The following is a 16,948-nucleotide window of genomic DNA, read 5'->3' on the forward strand; positions in this document are numbered from 1 at the left end:
TTCTCTTCTGGCCCGGTAATTTTAATCTTGATTAGCCGCGATGAAGACGGCTAATTCATTATTTTAATTATCAATGAGTTAAATCACATCGGGACTTGCCAGAGGTTATAGAAAGCAATGCGCCCGGCCAATTCACCTATAACCAGCGCTGATGCGCTGACTGCCAGTGTGGCCCGGGGAATCCTATCTTTTAACAATGCGGCTGCGGCGACGAAAATACCCAAAGTCAGCAGCAGAATTTGCACTCCCCAAAACACGGTCTGTTGGCTACTGAGCTCCATAGAGCTTTGCCCAAGGAAACTTAAGTAGCCCGGTTTGTTCACCAACGTCACGATAGCGCCGACTAATAAGGCTATAGCCCCAAGCTGACGCGCGCCAGTTAGGATGGCAAAAGCCCCGCCGCCAACCAAGACGGTCATCCACAGTTGTAATGAGGTGTACGATGTATCCCAGTGAGGTACTGTAGTGAGTTGATAAACTTGAGTTATTGACCAGGCAAAGGCTAATCCGAAAATGACCGTTGCCATATTGCACAATGTTGCCAGCACCGTGTTTTTCACAATAGTGGAGAAAAAGACAGTGCCACACACCATCGCCACAAACAGACTGCTGAGCAATATTTCATTGCTCATGGGGGAGCGGCCGACGCCGAGTAACATATTCATTGCGCGCAGCGGTTGCCCAACATGCAGGGCACCAATGGTTAAGCCGACTAACATCAGAATCAGGCCGACAATATTGGCCTGCTTGAGTTGTTGGGCGCTAGTCATTCCGAGTTTATGACTTAACAACACCAAAGCAAACAACCCGACGGAGGTTTGCCCCAGTACGGTGAAAAAGACTAAGGGTAATTCGTGCATTTTAGACCTCCGCCGGATTTTGGATGCGGCCTGATGTGTCACCGGATGGTCTGGCATCACGATGGCCTCTGATAACCAGATTCGGGTGCGTGAGATGAGCATGCGGCAAGGGGGCAATAGCATTTTCTTCACCGTATTTATCCCGTAATACCGTGATTTCATCGAAATCTAATGCACGTTGTGGGCAAGATTCGACACAGACTGGCTTGTGCCCTTCGGCAACACGTTGATAGCAACCATCACACTTGGTCATCAATTTCTTCTTGGCATCAAATTGCGGCGCACCATATGGGCAGCGCATCTCACAATAACGACAACCTACACATAAGTCCTGGTTTACGACCACCAAACCATCTTCTTCCCTTTTGTGCATCGCGCCAGTTGGGCAGCCGGTAACACAAGTGGGCGATGAGCAGTGATTGCAGGCGATGGACAGATAATAATTAAAAACATTTTGTACCCACACATTGCCCTGTTGCGTCCAATTACCACCGCCATACTCGTATACCCGGCGCAGTTTCGGCCCGAGATCCAAGTTCTTCTCATCCTTGCAGCTTATCTGACAGGTCTTACACCCAGTGCATTTGGTGGAGTCGACAAAAAAACCATATTGCTTCATTTTTCAACTCCTTATGCGCGTTTAACTTCAACGAGGTTGGTGTGTTGCGGGTTACCTTTCGCTAATGGTGAAGGGCGCAATGTTGTTAAGGTATTGATACATCCGCCGATATCAATGCCCTCCTTATTGAGGTTGCGCCATGCGCCTTGCGGTACAGTGATAACGCCGGGTAATACCCGCTCGGTAATTTTGACGGCCATACGGATCCGGCCCCGATCGTTGAAAATTTCAACCATTTCGTCTTGCTGAAGCCCGCGGGCGTTGGCATCAATCGGGTTCATCCAGAATTGGTGTGGTACAGCTTCGCGCAACATTGCCACGTTGTAATAAGAGGAGTGGCAATGGCCTTTGACATGGAAACCCGTCATTTGTAGCGGGTAAGTTCTCAGGGTTTCGACATCACTAACACCTTCAAAAGTCGGGCAATATTCGGCGACGGCGGTGATGCGGTCACCGGGTGTCAATTGCCACTCTTTTCCCAGCGTGGCAAGGGCTTCAGAGTAGATTTCGATTTTGCCCGAGGGTGTTTTTAACGGGTGATTCTGTGGGTCATCACGAAAGTCTTTCAACGCGATATATTGGCTGCTGTCAGCATAGATGCGGTCAATAATACCTTTGTCGTTGGTTTGCTCAAAAGGGGGTAATGCCGGGTTTTTCTCACGCATTTTGTTATAACTGATTTCAATCCATTCTTGCTGGGAATGGCCTTCGGTAAAAGCTTCACCAATACCGCATTTGGTGGCAATTTCGGCCAGAACATCATAAGACGGGCGACATTCCCACATCGGTTCAATGGCGTTTTGCAGTCGTGTTACGTAGTGGTAGGCCCCACTGGCATAAGAGTTATCAATCAAATCATTTGATTCAACGGAAGTGACATCCGGTAATAATAAATCCGCATACTTAGCAGAACTGGTCATGTGGTTTTCCCACACTAAAATAAACTCACACATTGATTCATCTTGCAAAATACGATGAGTTTTATTCAGATCAGAATGCTGATTTCCTATCACATTACTGGCGTAATTCCACATAAACTTAATATTGGTATCAAGTTTATCTTTATTCTTAACATGGGCATTTTTAGCCGTCATCTCAGTGCCACGGAAAATAGCATCAGTCCACATAAAACAGGGAATGGCGGTTTTGACTGGATTGGGAATACTGAATCCCGGAACAGGATATTTGACATTCCCGCCCCATGCGCCGGTATTAGTTCCTGCTCGTCCGATATTTCCAGTCATTAACGGTAACATCATAATAGCGCGGGCAGATTGTTCACCATTGGCACTGCGTTGAATACCCCAACCTTGGGAAATCCAGGCTGCACGGGCATTACCTAACTCGCGGGCGAGTTGGATAATTCGGGTTGGCGCAATACCGGTTATTTCGCTGGCCCATTCCGGCGTTTTCTCTACGCCATCGATACCATGCCCTAAAATATAATCTTTATATGAGCTATTTGCCGGGGCCGAAACAGGTAATGTGCCGGCATCCCAACCTACACAATATTCCTTCAGGAAATTCTCATCCGCCATGTTTTCTTTAATTAATACATAGCCCAATGCAGCGACCAGTGCAGCATCGGTACCCGGGTATATAGGGATCCATTCGGCATTGAGGGTGGTAACACTGTCGGTCATCCGTGGATCGATAATAATAACTTTAGCTTTACTCTTACTCAGTGCATGAACAGCTTCTATATACTGCCCGCCACCTGACATGCGTGTTTCCGCCAAATTATGGCCGAACATAACCACTAAATCTGAGTTTTTAATTTCATCCAGTAGTGTTTCATCGGCATTGCCATAAATATAAGGCATTACGGTATTAATTTGCGCTGTGGAGTAAGTGCCGTGTTGGTCCAAAAAACCACCGAGTAAACTTAGCATTCTTTTACAGGCATTACGGCCTTGTAAATTGGCACCGGTAGAACCTGATCCGTATTGATAATAAATAGCTTCGTTGCCATATTTCTCAATGGTTTTTTTGAGATTGTCAGCGACAATAGTCGTGGCCTCATCCCAACTGATTCGTTTGAATTTACCTTCACCGCGTTTACCCACTCGTAACAGGGGATATTTTACCCGGTCAGGATTATATGTTTTCCACCTTACCGAACGGCCACGTAAGCATGGTCGAATTTGGTGCTCGCCAAATGTGGAATCATCATAAATTGCCTCATTAGCAATTTTAATAATTTCACCATTTTTGACATGTACTTTTAGCGGGCAGCGGCTCCCACAGTTGACCAGACAAGCACTGTATTTAATAGTTTCTTTGTTTGTTGACGCCGTCTGTTCTGGCGCAGCTTGTACGGAGAAAGGGAGAGTGATTGAACCGGCAATTGCCGCAGCCCCTGTCACTGCGGCAGATGTTTGAATAAATTCGCGGCGGCTCAGTGAGCCGGCGATAGGTCTTTTATAGTTATTCATCGACATTACCTTTGCGGAAAACATTATCCTGATGAAAATAAAAAATAGAATGAAACTGTAATACCTCACATTAGGAAATAATTTGTTACTTTTATATGATGTAAATCAATTAAGGAGAAATATTGAAAATATAGGCATGATTTATGTGAGCGTGCCGAAGATTATTAATGATTTTCTGCGATGTATTAACTATTTTCTATACATAAATTTAATATTTAAACTTGCCAGTAATCTGTGATAAAGAATCAATCTCAAATGGAAAGATATATTATTCTCTTAATGTTTATTTATAGGTTTAATTTAATTTATCTTAATATTTTTGAGAAAAGTCTTAATAAATAACTGTCGATCATTAGCCTCTATCTTTAGCAGTATAAAGTGAATTATGGGGGGGGGTAGACAACAAATAATAATCGCTAAAATAGTATGTTGATTTGTTTTCTGCCACAAGAGGAGATCTGTATCACGATTTTTATCTCTGCCCGCTTGCGGTAAGGTATTAACATGTTATTTTAGCTGTAGTTGGATTGTTACCGTCAATGGCGGGCAAAACCTGATTGAGTAGCTTGATAAATGCTACTGAGTCGGGTTTTTTTGTTTTCAGGGTTAACACATGCAAATCGCTAAAGTTCTTAATAATAATGTGGTTATTATTCTTGATCAGCATGGTCAGGAACAGGTGATTATGGGCCGAGGTCTTGGCTTTCAAAAACACCCCGGCGAGCTGTTGGATAACACATTGATAGAAAAAGTGTTTGCACTGAAAGATAATGAATTAGTCTCGCGATTGAGTGAGTTACTGAGCTGTATTCCATTAGAAGTGGTGATTACATGTGATTGTATTATTACCCTGGCGACGTCTAAGTTGGGTAAGCTACAAGATAACCTCTATATTTCGCTCACTGACCACTGTTTTTATGCTATTGAGCGCCATAAGCAAGGTTTGGATATCTCGAATGGATTGCTGTGGGAAATTCGCCGGCTGTATCCAAAAGAGTTTGCGTTGGGCTGTGAAGCTTTGCAAATTATTGAACAGCGGCTCGGGGTGCCATTGCGCGAAGATGAGGCCGGATTTATTGCGTTACATTTGGTCAATGCGCAACTCAACGGCGAAATGCCCGAAGTGATGCGCGTCACGAAGGTGATGCAGGAGATTCTGCACATCGTAAAGTATCAGTTTAAATTAGAATATGACGAGAATGGGCTGAGTTATCATCGCTTTGTAACACACCTGAAATTTTTTTCGCAGCGAATGTTAGAACGCAATGGTGTTACCAGTGACGATGATTCTTTACACGACGCAATAAAAGATAATTATGCCGAGGCTTATCGCTGCGCCGGTAAAATTCAACAGCATATTAAATTGCAGTATCGGCAGGACTTGAGCAAAGAGGAATTAATGTTTTTGACTATTCACATTGAGCGGGTACGTCGGGAATGTTTTAGCTTGCCAGATTAAATTGTCAGCAAGAGAGATTTAACTAAAATATAGGATTGTTACTGCCGACGGCAGGCAAAACCTGAATGTGTTTGTATCGCTTAATTGCGATGTAGAGCGCATTCAGGTTTTTTTTTTGCCCGGACTTAATTACCCGAATAGGTGTTTAACCGAATAAATAATTGCTCCATCGAAGGAAAACATTATGCAATACACGACAGTTGCCAGCGAGATCCTCGCCGGAGTAGGAGGCAAGAGCAATATTAACAGTGTTGTCCACTGTGCTACTCGTTTGCGCTTCAAACTTAAGGACAGTTCACGGGCAGATGCACAAGCGCTTAAAAAAAATCCGGGCGTTATTATGGTGGTGGAGAGTGGTGGGCAGTTCCAGGTTGTTATAGGGAATCATGTCAGTGAGGTTTATCAAGCATTATTGCAACAAGCCGGTTTATCCGATGGTGATGAAAATGAACATCAGCCAGGAACTCAGAAAGAGAATTTACTCAGCCATTGTATCGATATTATCTCGGGCATTTTTACTCCGTTACTCGGAATATTAGCTGCATCGGGTATTCTTAAAGGTTTTTTAGCACTGAGTGTTGTTTGCGGTTGGTTACAGCCTACCAGCGGCAGTTATATGATTTTATTTGCGGCCAGTGACTCACTATTCTATTTCTTTCCATTGGTATTAGGCTATACCGCCGGTAAGAAATTTGGCGGAAATCCCTTTATTACCATGGCAATTGGTGGTGCTTTAGTACATCCCCTGATGCTGGCCGCATTTAATGCAACAGGGCAACCGAACGCGGCGGAGGTTTATTTTCTCGGTATTCCAGTCACTTTTATCAATTACACCTCATCAGTGATCCCTGTCATATTAGCAGCTTGGGTCAGTTGTCGATTAGAAAAAGGATTCAACCGAGTTTTACACAGTAGTATTAAAAACTTTTTCACCCCATTGCTGTGTCTGGCGATAACTGTCCCGGCAACCTTTTTATTGATTGGCCCGCTGGCAATCTGGCTTAGTCATTTATTAGCCACAGGCTTTCAGCTTATTTATTCTGCAGCACCGCCTATTGCTGGTGGAGTATTGGCGGGAATATGGCAGATTTGCGTTATTTTTGGTCTGCATTGGGGGCTGGTTCCATTAATGATTAATAACATGAGTGTATTGGGTTATGACGCTATGTTACCGCTGCTATTACCGGCAGTCATGGGCCAGGTGGGGGCCACGCTTGGCGTTTTCTTACGTACTCGAGATGCAAAAATGAAGGTGTTGGCTGGTTCGGCATTTACCGCTGGCATATTTGGTATCACTGAACCTGCTGTTTATGGCGTGACATTACCGTCGAAAAAACCTTTTGTATTTGGCTGCGTTGGTGGGGCAATCGGGGGTGTTATCGTCGGTTATAGCCAGACTCATGTTTATTCATTTGGTCTGGCCAGCATATTTTCTTTCGCCCAGATAATTCCCACAACCGGTATTGATGCGAGTGTATGGGGCGCGATTATTGGCACCCTGACGGCATTAATTTTTGCCGCGATTAGCACGTTCTTTTTTGGTCTGCCAGCCCCTCTTGCTGTACCAGAAATTGAACGTTTATCTCAGCCTTCATCTATAACAGAGAATCATCAGGGGGGGGGTGAAGTCATATTCAGCCCTATCAGTGGCCAATTACTGGCATTAACCAATGTCAACGACACTACGTTTGCCAGCGGTTTATTAGGGGCCGGAATTGCCATTATTCCGCAATCCGGACGGGTTGTTTCACCCGTTAATGGTGTCGTGGCATCCTTATTTAAAACCCATCATGCAATAGGTATTGAGTCCGATTCCGGTACTGAAATTCTTATTCATGTCGGTATCGATACCGTCAAACTCGAAGGTCAATATTTTACTGCTCATGTCAATGTGGGTGACCGAGTGAATATCGGTGATTTACTACTGGAGTTTGATTGTGCGGATATTACTGCTGCAGGTTATGACCTGACGACCCCTGTGATTATTAGTAATAGTGAAGATTATCAGGATGTTTTACCTGCTAAAGGGGCATCTATTACAGAGCAAGCACCGTTATTGACCGTGATTCGTTAATACTGATTCAGGAGAAAACTAATGAAACATGCATTTCCAGACAACTTCCTGTGGGGTGGCGCTATTGCTGCAAATCAGGTAGAAGGGGCTTACCTCACTGATGGAAAAGGACTATCCACCTCTGATTTACAACCATACGGTATTTTCGGTGGCATTATTCCTCGTGTCAGTGGCGACAGTTATATCAAAGATGTAGCTATCGATTTTTATCACCGTTATCCGCAAGATATCGCACTGTTCGCCGAGATGGGATTTAAATGTTTACGAATTTCTATTGCCTGGACTCGTATTTTTCCGCAAGGCGATGAATCGCAACCGAATGAAGCCGGCCTGGCATTTTACGACCGGTTGTTTGATGAAATGGCGAAATACAATATTACGCCATTGGTGACTTTATCTCATTATGAAATGCCTTATGGGTTAGTGAAGAATTATGGTGGCTGGGGGAATCGTAAAACAATTGGTTTCTTTGAACATTATGCTCGCACGGTATTTCAACGTTATCAGCATAAAGTCAAATTGTGGCTGACATTTAATGAGATAAATATGTCACTCCATGCGCCCTTTACTGGTGTTGGGTTAGAGCAGGAAAGTGCTAAAAGTGAAGTCTATCAGGCGATTCATCACCAGCTAGTTGCCAGTGCCAAAGCAGTTGCAGCATTACACCAAATTATTCCTGATGGCCGCATTGGTAATATGTTATTGGGAGGGTTGATGTATCCATTAACCTGCAAACCTGCCGATGTATTGGAAACATTACAGCAGAATCGCGAATGGCTATTTTTTGGCGATGTACAGGTGCGTGGTTATTATCCTTCTTATATGGCGCGTTATTTTAAACAACATAATATTAGTATTGAAATTACGGCTGAAGATAAAGTGGCCTTAAAAGAAACAGTCGATTTTATTTCCTTCAGTTATTACATGAGTGGTTGTGTGACCGCTGATGAAGAGTTAAATCGTAAGGCCAGAGGTAATATTCTTAGCATGGTTCAAAACCCGCATCTTGCCAGTTCTGAATGGGGATGGCAAATAGACCCCGATGGCTTGCGTATTCTACTAAATGAATTATGGGATCGTTATCAAAAGCCGCTATTTATTGTTGAGAATGGGCTGGGAGCAAAAGACAGCCCGGATACCAATGGTAATATTGAAGATGACTATCGCATTGAATATCTCAATGACCATTTAGTTCAGGTTGCTGAAGCTATTGAAGATGGTGTTGAGGTCATGGGATATACTAGTTGGGGGCCGATTGACCTGGTGAGCGCTTCAAAAGCTGAATTATCCAAACGCTACGGTTTTATTTATGTGGATCGTGATGATAGTGGCCATGGCACATTGGAACGTCGCCGCAAGAAGAGCTTTTATTGGTATCGTGATGTTATTCAGAGTCATGGCGAGACACTAAAACGCTAATCCTCTGAGGTATAGCGCACTCATTTTATATAGGGTGCGCTAATTATTCTAAAAAGGGAAAATAATGAAACCAATTTTATATCTGACTCGTCAGATGAATTCTGCTGCATTTTATTTACTGACCTCGACAATTTTACTCTCCTCGCCAGCATTTAGCGAAGGTTTAACGGGCAGCGGTGAGTATATTGAACAGTCAACACCACAGTGGCAGGGAATAGCATTAGGATTTGAACCACAGCAAGAAGGATTGCTGGGAGATATGTTGGGTATTCGGCCTATTCTATCCGAGCATGGCTTTAATTACTCACTCGGTTATTTAAGCCAATTATCATATAACGCCGGTGGTGGTTATAATCATAATAAACAAGCTTCTTATATCGACCAGTTTTCATTAACCTTTCAACAAGATCTCGAGTTATATACTAGTATTCCTGATGCTGTCATTGAAGGAAATATTGTTAATCGTAATCACGATAACAACCTGACACGCGACAGACTACAAGATCCTCGGGTCAATATAACTGACCTGTCACAAGAAAGTTTTGGCGGCCAATCTATCACTCGCCTGGGTTGGTTAACTTTTGCCCGCAGTTTTGCCGAGCAAAAGCTACATTGGCGCATTGGTTTAATGAATAAAGTGCAGGATTTTGATCAAGTTATTCCCTGCGATTTTCAGACGCTAGGATTATGTGGTGGTAAATCTGCAAATTCACTGACTTGGTTTAACTGGAATGTCCATTATTGGGGGACTACGCTGCAATATAAACTGACTGATGGTTTAACCTTAAAAACCGGGATTTTGGAGCAGAACCCTGATGCACCAAGCCGTGGTAGGGCATGGAGTTGGTCAACAAAGGGCAGTAAAGGCATATTATTGCCACTGGAACTGGAATTAAAAACTAATACATTTCAGGATTTGCCCGGTATTTATAATCTGGGGCTTTTGTATACCAATGCTGAGCAACGAGATCTTTATAATGGAGTGTCTGGAGCACCCGGTGCCACTGATCCCGATGGCTATCGCTATCACAATAATACCTGGTTCTTTTACGGCGGTTTTAATCAGCAAGTCACAAAACATCAAGACGATGCGAACCGTGGCTTAAGTGTGTTTTACAGTATGTCACTGGCAGACCAACGGACGAATTATATGCACTATGCCGCTTCTACAGGTATTCGATATCGTGGTTTATTTGATAGCCGACCACAGGATTGGCTGGGGCTCGGGGTCTCAATGGTTAAACTGAGTGATTATTATCGGGATAATCAGCGCTATCAGAATCAAATTAATAATGTTTCTGATTATGCCAACCCTCGTTATTCCCCAGTGCCGGGGCATTCTATTACTGCGGAGCTTTATTACCGTTTCCGAGTGACGTCTTGGTTAGAATTACAGCCAGATTTACAATATTGGCACTCTCCGGCTGGGGTAAGCCAGACTCAGGATGCCTGGGTCACCGGCTTAAAAACGGTCATTACCTTCTAAGTGAGCGAAACCTTGCGGGTAATATGTCAATGACGTGGTGCTTTAACTGGCACCGCGTAAGCTGCTATTATTAACAATACTCTTGACAGTATTACCACGCAGGGAATCAGCGCAATGTTGAATATGAAAAACCGATTTGAGCGTAATAATCTCTTCGGGGAAAAAAATATCCATGCTGTGTTTGAAGTCAGTCTGCTGCTGAAAGCTATATTGGCTATCATGGAGATTATGGCGGGCATTTTAACCTTTTTTGTTACTCCCCAGTTGTTACTTAATTTACTGCATCGTGTCACTCAAGTTGAATTTATCGAAGATCGGGGCGATGTAGTTGCCAATTATTTGTTGCATGCGGCGCAAAGTCTTTCCATTAGCAGTCTGCATTTTGCTGCATTTTATTTATTAATTCATGGGATTGTTAAGCTATGGGTCATTATTGGATTGTGGCGCAAAAAACTGGGTTATTATCCAGTGGCGATAGTGATTTTTAGTTTATTTATTGTCTATCAACTCTATCGTTATACCTTTACCCACTCAGTGCTTTTGATTCTGATAACGGTGTTGGATGTGGTGGTCATCGTACTGACTGTATTGGAATATCGACAGTTACGCCTGGAGCAAAAAAAAAAACAAATAAGACCTTTGTAATACTCATTAAATAAATATTTGGCTATTAGCGACGAGTGATTCCCTCATAAATGAGACGCAAGCCAAAAGCCCCTACAGCGACTCCGATAATGCCACTTAATAGGTGCTGAATTTTACCATAAGCGCGACGGACCGCAGGGCGAGAGAAGGCCATACTAAGTAGTGACCGCCAGAGGACTGAGGCGAATACAATGCCGAGCCAGGCGACCAATTTGGCCCAGGTTGGTGTTGTCGGCGTTAGGGTTACCGAGAAAATACTAATAAAAAACAGCACGGTTTGCGGGTTTGATAAATCAGTCAGCAGGCCACGACGGAAGTAAACATACCAAGGAGTGGCTGACAAAGTGGCGATATTGCAGACCCCCATGTGCAGTTCCTGACGATGGCGCACCATATTGTAGGCATACCAAATTAGATACAAACCGCCACCGATTTTAATTGCTGAGAACAGTGCTCCTCCTTCAGCAATCAATGCGGCCATACCAAATAGCCCCAACCCAGAGTATAACGCATCGCCCAAAGCCACACCTAACCCAGTCAGTAAACCGGCATTTTTACCCGAGCTGAGGCTGGTTTGTACCACAACAAGCAAATTAGCGCCGGGATTGATAAACGTGAGTACAAATAGCCCGACGGTTAATATGATGACGTGAATTTCATCCATTTTGTACGACTCCGATATATGCGATTTCAGTAGCATAATGCAATTTACGCAAGCGAACAGAGTAGAAGTCGTGCTTATAGCAATATTTTAGTTGGTATTCGTTTGTAATAAATGTATCGCAATTTTCTTAGTCAGCAAAAATATGAGCTTGACCCACTATCGTTAAATCAACTTGCAGGCCAACATGGATACCTTCCCGACTGATAGTTTTGATTTCTACGATTTCGTCGTGCTCAATAATAGATAGAGTGAGCGTCGAAATAAAACCAGCAAAATCAATATCAATAACCTTAGCCAAGCAGTGAGCTGGATAATGGTGGTCTGCGGGCAGAGGGGTAATGCTGACCTGCTCGGGGCGCAGCATAATACGTGCTTGTCCACGGCGTTTTGCATCGTCAACCCTGACCCGACCTAATGCGCAATCGGCCCATCCGGCATCAATATGGGCCGAAAGAATTAGCGTTTCACCCAAAAACGTGGCGGTCGGCTCATCAACTGGCCTCAAATAAAGTTCTTGCGGTGGGCCGACATGGGCCAGTTTGCCTGCGCGCATAACTGCGACTTGGTCGGCAAACGACAGTGCTTCGCTTTGGTCATGGGTGACTAAAATGGAGGCAATATTCGCTTGCGCCAACAGCTCCGCTACCGCTTTGCGGGTTGAGGCGCGCAAGGCCGTATCCAGTGCTGAAAATGGTTCATCTAATAACATCAGCACCGGGCGTTGTGCCAGTGCTCTGGCGAGCGCCACCCGCTGCTGTTGGCCGCCAGATATTTCATGTGGCCAAAGTTGAGCTAAGCGCCTGTCCAATGCCACCATTTCCATTAATTCATCAACCCGCCGAGTTTTATCCTGTTTGTTGCCTTTTAAACCATAAGCAATATTGCCCGCCACAGTAAAATGTGGGAACAGCGCGCCATCTTGCGGGACGAAACCAACCCCTCTTTTATGGGCTGGCACGTGAGTTGCGCTATCAAATACGGGATTCCCCTGCAATATCACCGTGCCGCTATCCGGTGTTTCGAAACCGGCAATAATGCGCAGTAAAGTTGTTTTACCTGAACCGGATGGCCCCACAATTGCCGTTCGGCTGCCAGCTTTAATCTGCAAATCAATCCCGTCTAAGACCGTGACCGATTGGTAAGATTTACCAATTTGTTGAAGTTCAAGCGTGCTCATAATCCTGCCGTACGTTGAGATTGAGAATAAAGAAGCCAGGTTAGCGGCAGGGAAAGTATCACCATGAGCAGAGCGTAGGGTGATGCGGCAACATAATCTATTTCACTGGTCAATGCCCAGAATCCGGTTGCCAGTGTTCGGGTGCCATTGGGGGCCAATAACAAGGTTGCGGTCAGCTCATTGGATATCGCCAGAAACACTAAGGCCGCTCCCGCAGCAGCACCAGGCGCTGCCAATCGCATCGTGGTGCTCCAGATAGCTAGCGTAGGCGTTTTGCCCAAACTGCGCGCCACGTTTTCCAACTCGACCGGTGCTTGCGCAATACCGGCTCGTAAGCTGATTAAGGCACGTGGCGTAAACATCAATAAATAGGCCAGTAAAAGGGTAAATTCGGTTTGATACAATGGCCGGGCAATACGAATGGTGATGGTCACCAGCGCGAGAGCAACCACAATACCGGGCAACGAACTAGTGACATAATTACAGCCTTCCATAACACGGTGTAAACGGCCCGGATAGCGCACAGATAGCCATGCCATGGGTATGGCGCATAAGGTGATAATCACCGCGCCGCTTAATGCCAATGCCAGCGTTTGTTTCAAGGCGGGCAACAATTCAGCATTCAGCCAAACATCAATGCCGCCGATGTAAAGCCAACGAGTCAGTGTGATAAAGGGCACTCCGAGCGAGAGGGCCGTCAGTGCCAGTGGTAACAGCAGACACAGCAAGGTGAGGGCGGTTCCCATTGAATAAGCCGTCTGGCTTCTCGCACTACCCGAACCGACCCGAGCATAGCGGTTGTAGCCCCGGCTGGTGGCTTCTATTAACAATAATCCCAGACAACATAGCGCCAGAACACCTGCTAACATATTGGCCGCTGGGCCATTAAATGTAGATTGAAACTGGTCAAAAATAGCGGTGGTAAAGGTATCGAAGCGGATCATGGCATACAGCCCATATTCTGCTAATAAATGCAGTGCAATTAGTATCGAACCGCCCCAAACGGCTAATTTTAATTGTGGCAAGACAACCCGGAAAAATACCGCCGTGGGGGGGCTACCTAATGAGGCTGCAGCATCTTCAAGCCCGGGATCCAAACGACGTAATACTGCGCAGGCGGGCAGATAAATAAAAGGAAAATAAGCAATAACAGAGATAAATACGCCCGCGCCAAGCCCGTGCATTGAGGGCACCAGACTAATCCATGCATAGCTTTGCACAAAAGCGGGCACTGCCAGTGGGGCGATAGCGAGTAATGACCAAACCCGCCTACCCGGTAGGTTTGTACGTTCGGTGAGCCACGCCAATGTGACACCAATAATGGCGCATAGCGGTAAGGTGAACGCCACTAATAACGCGGTGTTGAGTAATAACTCGCCCACTCGAGGGCGAAAAACGAGAGTTTTGACCGTTGCCCAACCGGTATCAATAGCAATGCCAATAACAAACCCTAACGGCAGCAAGGATATCAATGAAAGCGTCACGGCAATAGCCACAATCCCAAAGCCGGGGCGGCGGTTATATTGCCGTTGAACTGCCTGACTTCGTGGCAGAGGAATAGCATCGGAATTTATATTGGCCATAATCGTTAAGGCACTCGGCGTGTTAAATGCCCATCGGGTCAGAAACTCGACGGGCCAAAATACAGGTTATTAACCGGTTGATGGTATTATTACAGCAACCCAGCTTCTGTCATCAATTCAACCACTTTCTTGCTATTCAGTTTAGACGGCTCAACTTTGGGGGCTTGCAGATCTTTGAGCGGCACTAATTTAGGGTTAGAGGCGGCATCAACACCGACGGCATATTCAAATGCATTATTGGTGCGCAAGATTTCCTGACCGGATTTTCCTGTTATCCATTTCATGAATTCCTGAGCTTCTTTCGGATGCTTACTTGAGGCCAATACACCGCCGCCAGAGATACTCACAAAGGCACCGGGATCTTGATGTTTGAAGTAATGTAGCTGAGTCTTGCCGCTGTTCTCACCTGTTTTGGCTTGATCAACAAAGCGATAATAATGATAAATAACCCCGCCATCAATCTGGCCAGCATTCACCGCTTTCATCACCGTGCTATTGCCTTTATAGGCGGTAAAGTTAGCTTTCATGGCTTTTAACCACTCTAATGTGGCTTTTTCGCCCTTGAGCTCCAGCATGGCACTCACAATGGCTTGGAAATCAGCCCCTGATGGCGATGCAGCCCAACGGCCTTTCCACTCAGGTTTTGCTAAATCCATGATAGATTTAGGTAATTCTGCTTCACTGATTTTTTCCGGATTATAGACAAAAACAGTGCTGCGGGCGGCGATACCGGTCCAGCGACCATGTTCAGGGCGATATTCTTTCGCCACCTGAGCCTGTGTTGCCGCGTCTAATGGTGCGAACAATTTCGCATTATCGACCAGCACCATTGCAGGGGAGTTCTCAGTCAGAAAAATGTCTGCAGGGGACGCACTGCCCTCCTGAACCAACTGATTACCTAACTCGCTGTCTCCACCATTGCGCAAGGTCACTTTTATGCCAGTATCTTTGGTAAAGCCCTCAACCCAAGATTTCACCAGATTTTCGTGTTGGGCGTTATACACCACAATACCATCGTCATTGGATGCTGCATGGGCAGAAAACGCCAGCATCATTGAGGAAGCCAATAGAGCAATAGGGCCGAAAGAGGATAAACGTAACTTCATAAAAACATCCTTTAGCAGGTCAAAGAAGAAAACGAGAGGATCATGCCACGGCAAAACAGCTCAATTGTATAGAAAGAAATGAGTAATAATAGTGAAAATCATTCGTATTATTTGCTACTAAATATTTCCTTGATATCCTCATAAACCCTTATTGTTAAAGGGGTTTAGTGTAATTTTTGCTGGCCTACAGGTTTATTTTGTATGCGACTTCTTTATCAATAACCCATGGTAATCCTGCATTTTCCTGTTTGTACTTAACAGACAATGACTTAACATAGTGATTACTTTTTGGCATGGTTTATGGATATACGATGCGTCACTTGACTGCCATTCTTCCTTTACTCATATTGCTTTCCGCCTGTAGCAGCAAACCGACGCCTCCCGTCGCGGCGACCCCATCAGATAGCCTGACACAAAGCGGTTTTTTACTTGAGCCGCAACATGTGGGCCACGTGCCAGACGGTGACTTTGCCTACAATGCGGATACTGCCCGTTTCGTTGATAAAATGGTGCGTGAGCATGGTTTTGAACGTCAGCAATTGCATGATGTATTGGCGCAAACTAAAAAGCTGGATTTTGTTATTCGCTTGATGGATAAACAAGCGCCGACTTCTGGCCGACCATCGGGGCCAAATGGTGCTTGGAATCGTTATCGCAACCAATTCATTACCCCGGGTAATGTGCAAAATGGCGTGAATTTCTGGAATCAATACGAAGATGCCTTGCAACGTGCCTATGAGGTTTACGGCGTTCCACCAGAAATTATCGTGGGTATCATTGGCGTTGAAACTCGCTGGGGCAGGGTGATGGGTAAAACTCGTATCATTGATGCGCTGGCAACACTCTCCTTTGCCTATCCTCGCCGCGCTGAATACTTTTCTGGCGAGTTGGAAACTTTTCTGCTGATGGCGCGAGCTGAGGGTAATGATCCGCTCAGTTTACGTGGCTCCTATGCCGGCGCGATGGGTTATGGCCAATTTATGCCGTCTTCGTTCAAAGATTATGCGGTTGATTTTAATGGTAATGGTCATATCAATTTGTGGGATCCCGTGGATGCTATCGGCAGTGTGGCGAATTACTTCAAAGCACATGGCTGGACTAAAGGGGCGGTGGTCGCGATACCTGCAAATGGGCAAGCGCCGCATCTCGATAATGGTTTTAAGACCAAATACCCACTCTCGACTTTATCCGCCGCAGGGCTAAATCCGACCAGTTCTTTGGGCGATTATCAGGAAGCCAGCTTGCTGCGCCTTGATGTCGGCACCGGTTATCAATATTGGTATGGTTTGCCCAACTTCTACACCATTACCCGCTACAACCACAGCACTCATTATGCGATGGCCGTGTGGCAGTTAGGTGAAGCGGTGAGCCGGGCGCGGAAAGGTTAATCTGAACTGAGCGGGCGAACAACGTCAAATGAA

13 protein-coding genes are annotated in these 16,948 nt (G+C 45.3%); 6 read left to right on the forward strand and 7 right to left on the reverse strand.

Features of this window, described 5'->3' with window-relative positions; all coding sequences use genetic code 11:
- Positions 1 to 83: 83 nt before the first annotated feature.
- Genes F0T03_RS06845 through F0T03_RS06855 form a run of 3 tightly spaced genes read right to left on the reverse strand, consistent with a single transcriptional unit; the run spans position 84 to position 3,914 of the window.
- The gene (locus tag F0T03_RS06845; protein ID WP_159677539.1) at positions 84 to 860 is read right to left on the reverse strand and encodes a dimethyl sulfoxide reductase anchor subunit family protein; all 777 of its coding nucleotides are present in this window, start codon (positions 858 to 860) and stop codon (positions 84 to 86) included.
- A 1-nt stretch (position 861) separates the two neighbouring features.
- Complete coding sequence (locus F0T03_RS06850) at positions 862 to 1,479, reverse strand: DMSO/selenate family reductase complex B subunit (protein WP_145556565.1); 618 nt, start codon at positions 1,477 to 1,479, stop codon at positions 862 to 864.
- 11 nt (positions 1,480 to 1,490) lie between these two features.
- Positions 1,491 to 3,914, reverse strand: coding sequence for a DmsA/YnfE/YnfF family dimethyl sulfoxide reductase (locus F0T03_RS06855; protein WP_159677540.1), 2,424 nt, complete (start codon positions 3,912 to 3,914; stop codon positions 1,491 to 1,493).
- A gap of 613 nt (positions 3,915 to 4,527) precedes the next feature.
- Between F0T03_RS06855 and licT the strand changes: the two genes are divergently transcribed.
- The 5 genes from licT (at position 4,528) to F0T03_RS06880 (ending at position 10,997) form a co-directional block, all read left to right on the forward strand.
- Positions 4,528 to 5,373: a BglG family transcription antiterminator LicT gene (gene licT, locus F0T03_RS06860; RefSeq protein WP_159677541.1), complete on the forward strand. Its 846-nt coding sequence runs from the start codon at positions 4,528 to 4,530 to the stop codon at positions 5,371 to 5,373.
- A 184-nt stretch (positions 5,374 to 5,557) separates the two neighbouring features.
- Positions 5,558 to 7,447, forward strand: a complete 1,890-nt coding sequence (gene bglF, locus F0T03_RS06865; protein WP_159677542.1) for a PTS beta-glucoside transporter subunit IIABC — start codon at positions 5,558 to 5,560, stop codon at positions 7,445 to 7,447.
- A 21-nt stretch (positions 7,448 to 7,468) separates the two neighbouring features.
- Positions 7,469 to 8,866: a glycoside hydrolase family 1 protein gene (locus F0T03_RS06870; protein WP_159677543.1), complete on the forward strand. Its 1,398-nt coding sequence runs from the start codon at positions 7,469 to 7,471 to the stop codon at positions 8,864 to 8,866.
- Positions 8,867 to 8,930: 64 nt separating this feature from the next.
- Positions 8,931 to 10,352, forward strand: a complete 1,422-nt coding sequence (locus tag F0T03_RS06875) for a carbohydrate porin (RefSeq protein WP_159677544.1) — start codon at positions 8,931 to 8,933, stop codon at positions 10,350 to 10,352.
- A 114-nt stretch (positions 10,353 to 10,466) separates the two neighbouring features.
- Positions 10,467 to 10,997: a DUF2127 domain-containing protein gene (locus tag F0T03_RS06880; protein WP_159677545.1), complete on the forward strand. Its 531-nt coding sequence runs from the start codon at positions 10,467 to 10,469 to the stop codon at positions 10,995 to 10,997.
- Between the two features lie 25 nt (positions 10,998 to 11,022).
- On the opposite strand, the gene F0T03_RS06885 is transcribed toward F0T03_RS06880, so the two are convergent.
- From F0T03_RS06885 to F0T03_RS06900, 4 genes are all read right to left on the reverse strand, one after another.
- On the reverse strand, positions 11,023 to 11,661 hold the full coding sequence (locus F0T03_RS06885) for a LysE family transporter (protein ID WP_159677546.1): 639 nt from the start codon (positions 11,659 to 11,661) through the stop codon (positions 11,023 to 11,025).
- Between the two features lie 127 nt (positions 11,662 to 11,788).
- The gene (locus F0T03_RS06890) at positions 11,789 to 12,838 is read right to left on the reverse strand and encodes an ABC transporter ATP-binding protein (RefSeq protein ID WP_159677547.1); all 1,050 of its coding nucleotides are present in this window, start codon (positions 12,836 to 12,838) and stop codon (positions 11,789 to 11,791) included.
- Positions 12,835 to 14,421 (reverse strand): ABC transporter permease, encoded by a 1,587-nt coding sequence (locus tag F0T03_RS06895; RefSeq protein ID WP_159677548.1) that lies wholly within the window; start codon positions 14,419 to 14,421, stop codon positions 12,835 to 12,837. Before F0T03_RS06895 ends, F0T03_RS06890 begins: the two co-directional genes overlap by 4 nt.
- 89 nt (positions 14,422 to 14,510) lie before the next feature.
- The gene (locus F0T03_RS06900; protein WP_159677549.1) at positions 14,511 to 15,527 is read right to left on the reverse strand and encodes an iron ABC transporter substrate-binding protein; all 1,017 of its coding nucleotides are present in this window, start codon (positions 15,525 to 15,527) and stop codon (positions 14,511 to 14,513) included.
- A 311-nt stretch (positions 15,528 to 15,838) separates the two neighbouring features.
- Between F0T03_RS06900 and mltB the strand changes: the two genes are divergently transcribed.
- Entirely contained in the window at positions 15,839 to 16,915 is a 1,077-nt protein-coding gene (mltB, locus tag F0T03_RS06905) for a lytic murein transglycosylase B (protein WP_162526898.1), read from the forward strand.
- Positions 16,916 to 16,948: the final 33 nt, after the last annotated feature.

This window comes from Yersinia canariae (assembly GCF_009831415.1).
In the GTDB taxonomy this organism is placed as follows: domain Bacteria; phylum Pseudomonadota; class Gammaproteobacteria; order Enterobacterales; family Enterobacteriaceae; genus Yersinia; species Yersinia canariae.

Bases quoted from the DNA above. Each gene is read 5' to 3' on its own strand.
- F0T03_RS06845 (WP_159677539.1), bottom strand. From the start codon at position 860: ATGCACGAATTACCCTTAGTCTTTTTCACCGTACTGGGGCAAACCTCC.
- F0T03_RS06850 (WP_145556565.1), bottom strand. From the start codon at position 1,479: ATGAAGCAATATGGTTTTTTTGTCGACTCCACCAAATGCACTGGGTGT.
- F0T03_RS06855 (WP_159677540.1), bottom strand. From the start codon at position 3,914: ATGAATAACTATAAAAGACCTATCGCCGGCTCACTGAGCCGCCGCGAA.
- licT (WP_159677541.1), top strand. From the start codon at position 4,528: ATGCAAATCGCTAAAGTTCTTAATAATAATGTGGTTATTATTCTTGAT.
- bglF (WP_159677542.1), top strand. From the start codon at position 5,558: ATGCAATACACGACAGTTGCCAGCGAGATCCTCGCCGGAGTAGGAGGC.
- F0T03_RS06870 (WP_159677543.1), top strand. From the start codon at position 7,469: ATGAAACATGCATTTCCAGACAACTTCCTGTGGGGTGGCGCTATTGCT.
- F0T03_RS06875 (WP_159677544.1), top strand. From the start codon at position 8,931: ATGAAACCAATTTTATATCTGACTCGTCAGATGAATTCTGCTGCATTT.
- F0T03_RS06880 (WP_159677545.1), top strand. From the start codon at position 10,467: ATGTTGAATATGAAAAACCGATTTGAGCGTAATAATCTCTTCGGGGAA.
- F0T03_RS06885 (WP_159677546.1), bottom strand. From the start codon at position 11,661: ATGGATGAAATTCACGTCATCATATTAACCGTCGGGCTATTTGTACTC.
- F0T03_RS06890 (WP_159677547.1), bottom strand. From the start codon at position 12,838: ATGAGCACGCTTGAACTTCAACAAATTGGTAAATCTTACCAATCGGTC.
- F0T03_RS06895 (WP_159677548.1), bottom strand. From the start codon at position 14,421: ATGGCCAATATAAATTCCGATGCTATTCCTCTGCCACGAAGTCAGGCA.
- F0T03_RS06900 (WP_159677549.1), bottom strand. From the start codon at position 15,527: ATGAAGTTACGTTTATCCTCTTTCGGCCCTATTGCTCTATTGGCTTCC.
- mltB (WP_162526898.1), top strand. From the start codon at position 15,839: ATGCGTCACTTGACTGCCATTCTTCCTTTACTCATATTGCTTTCCGCC.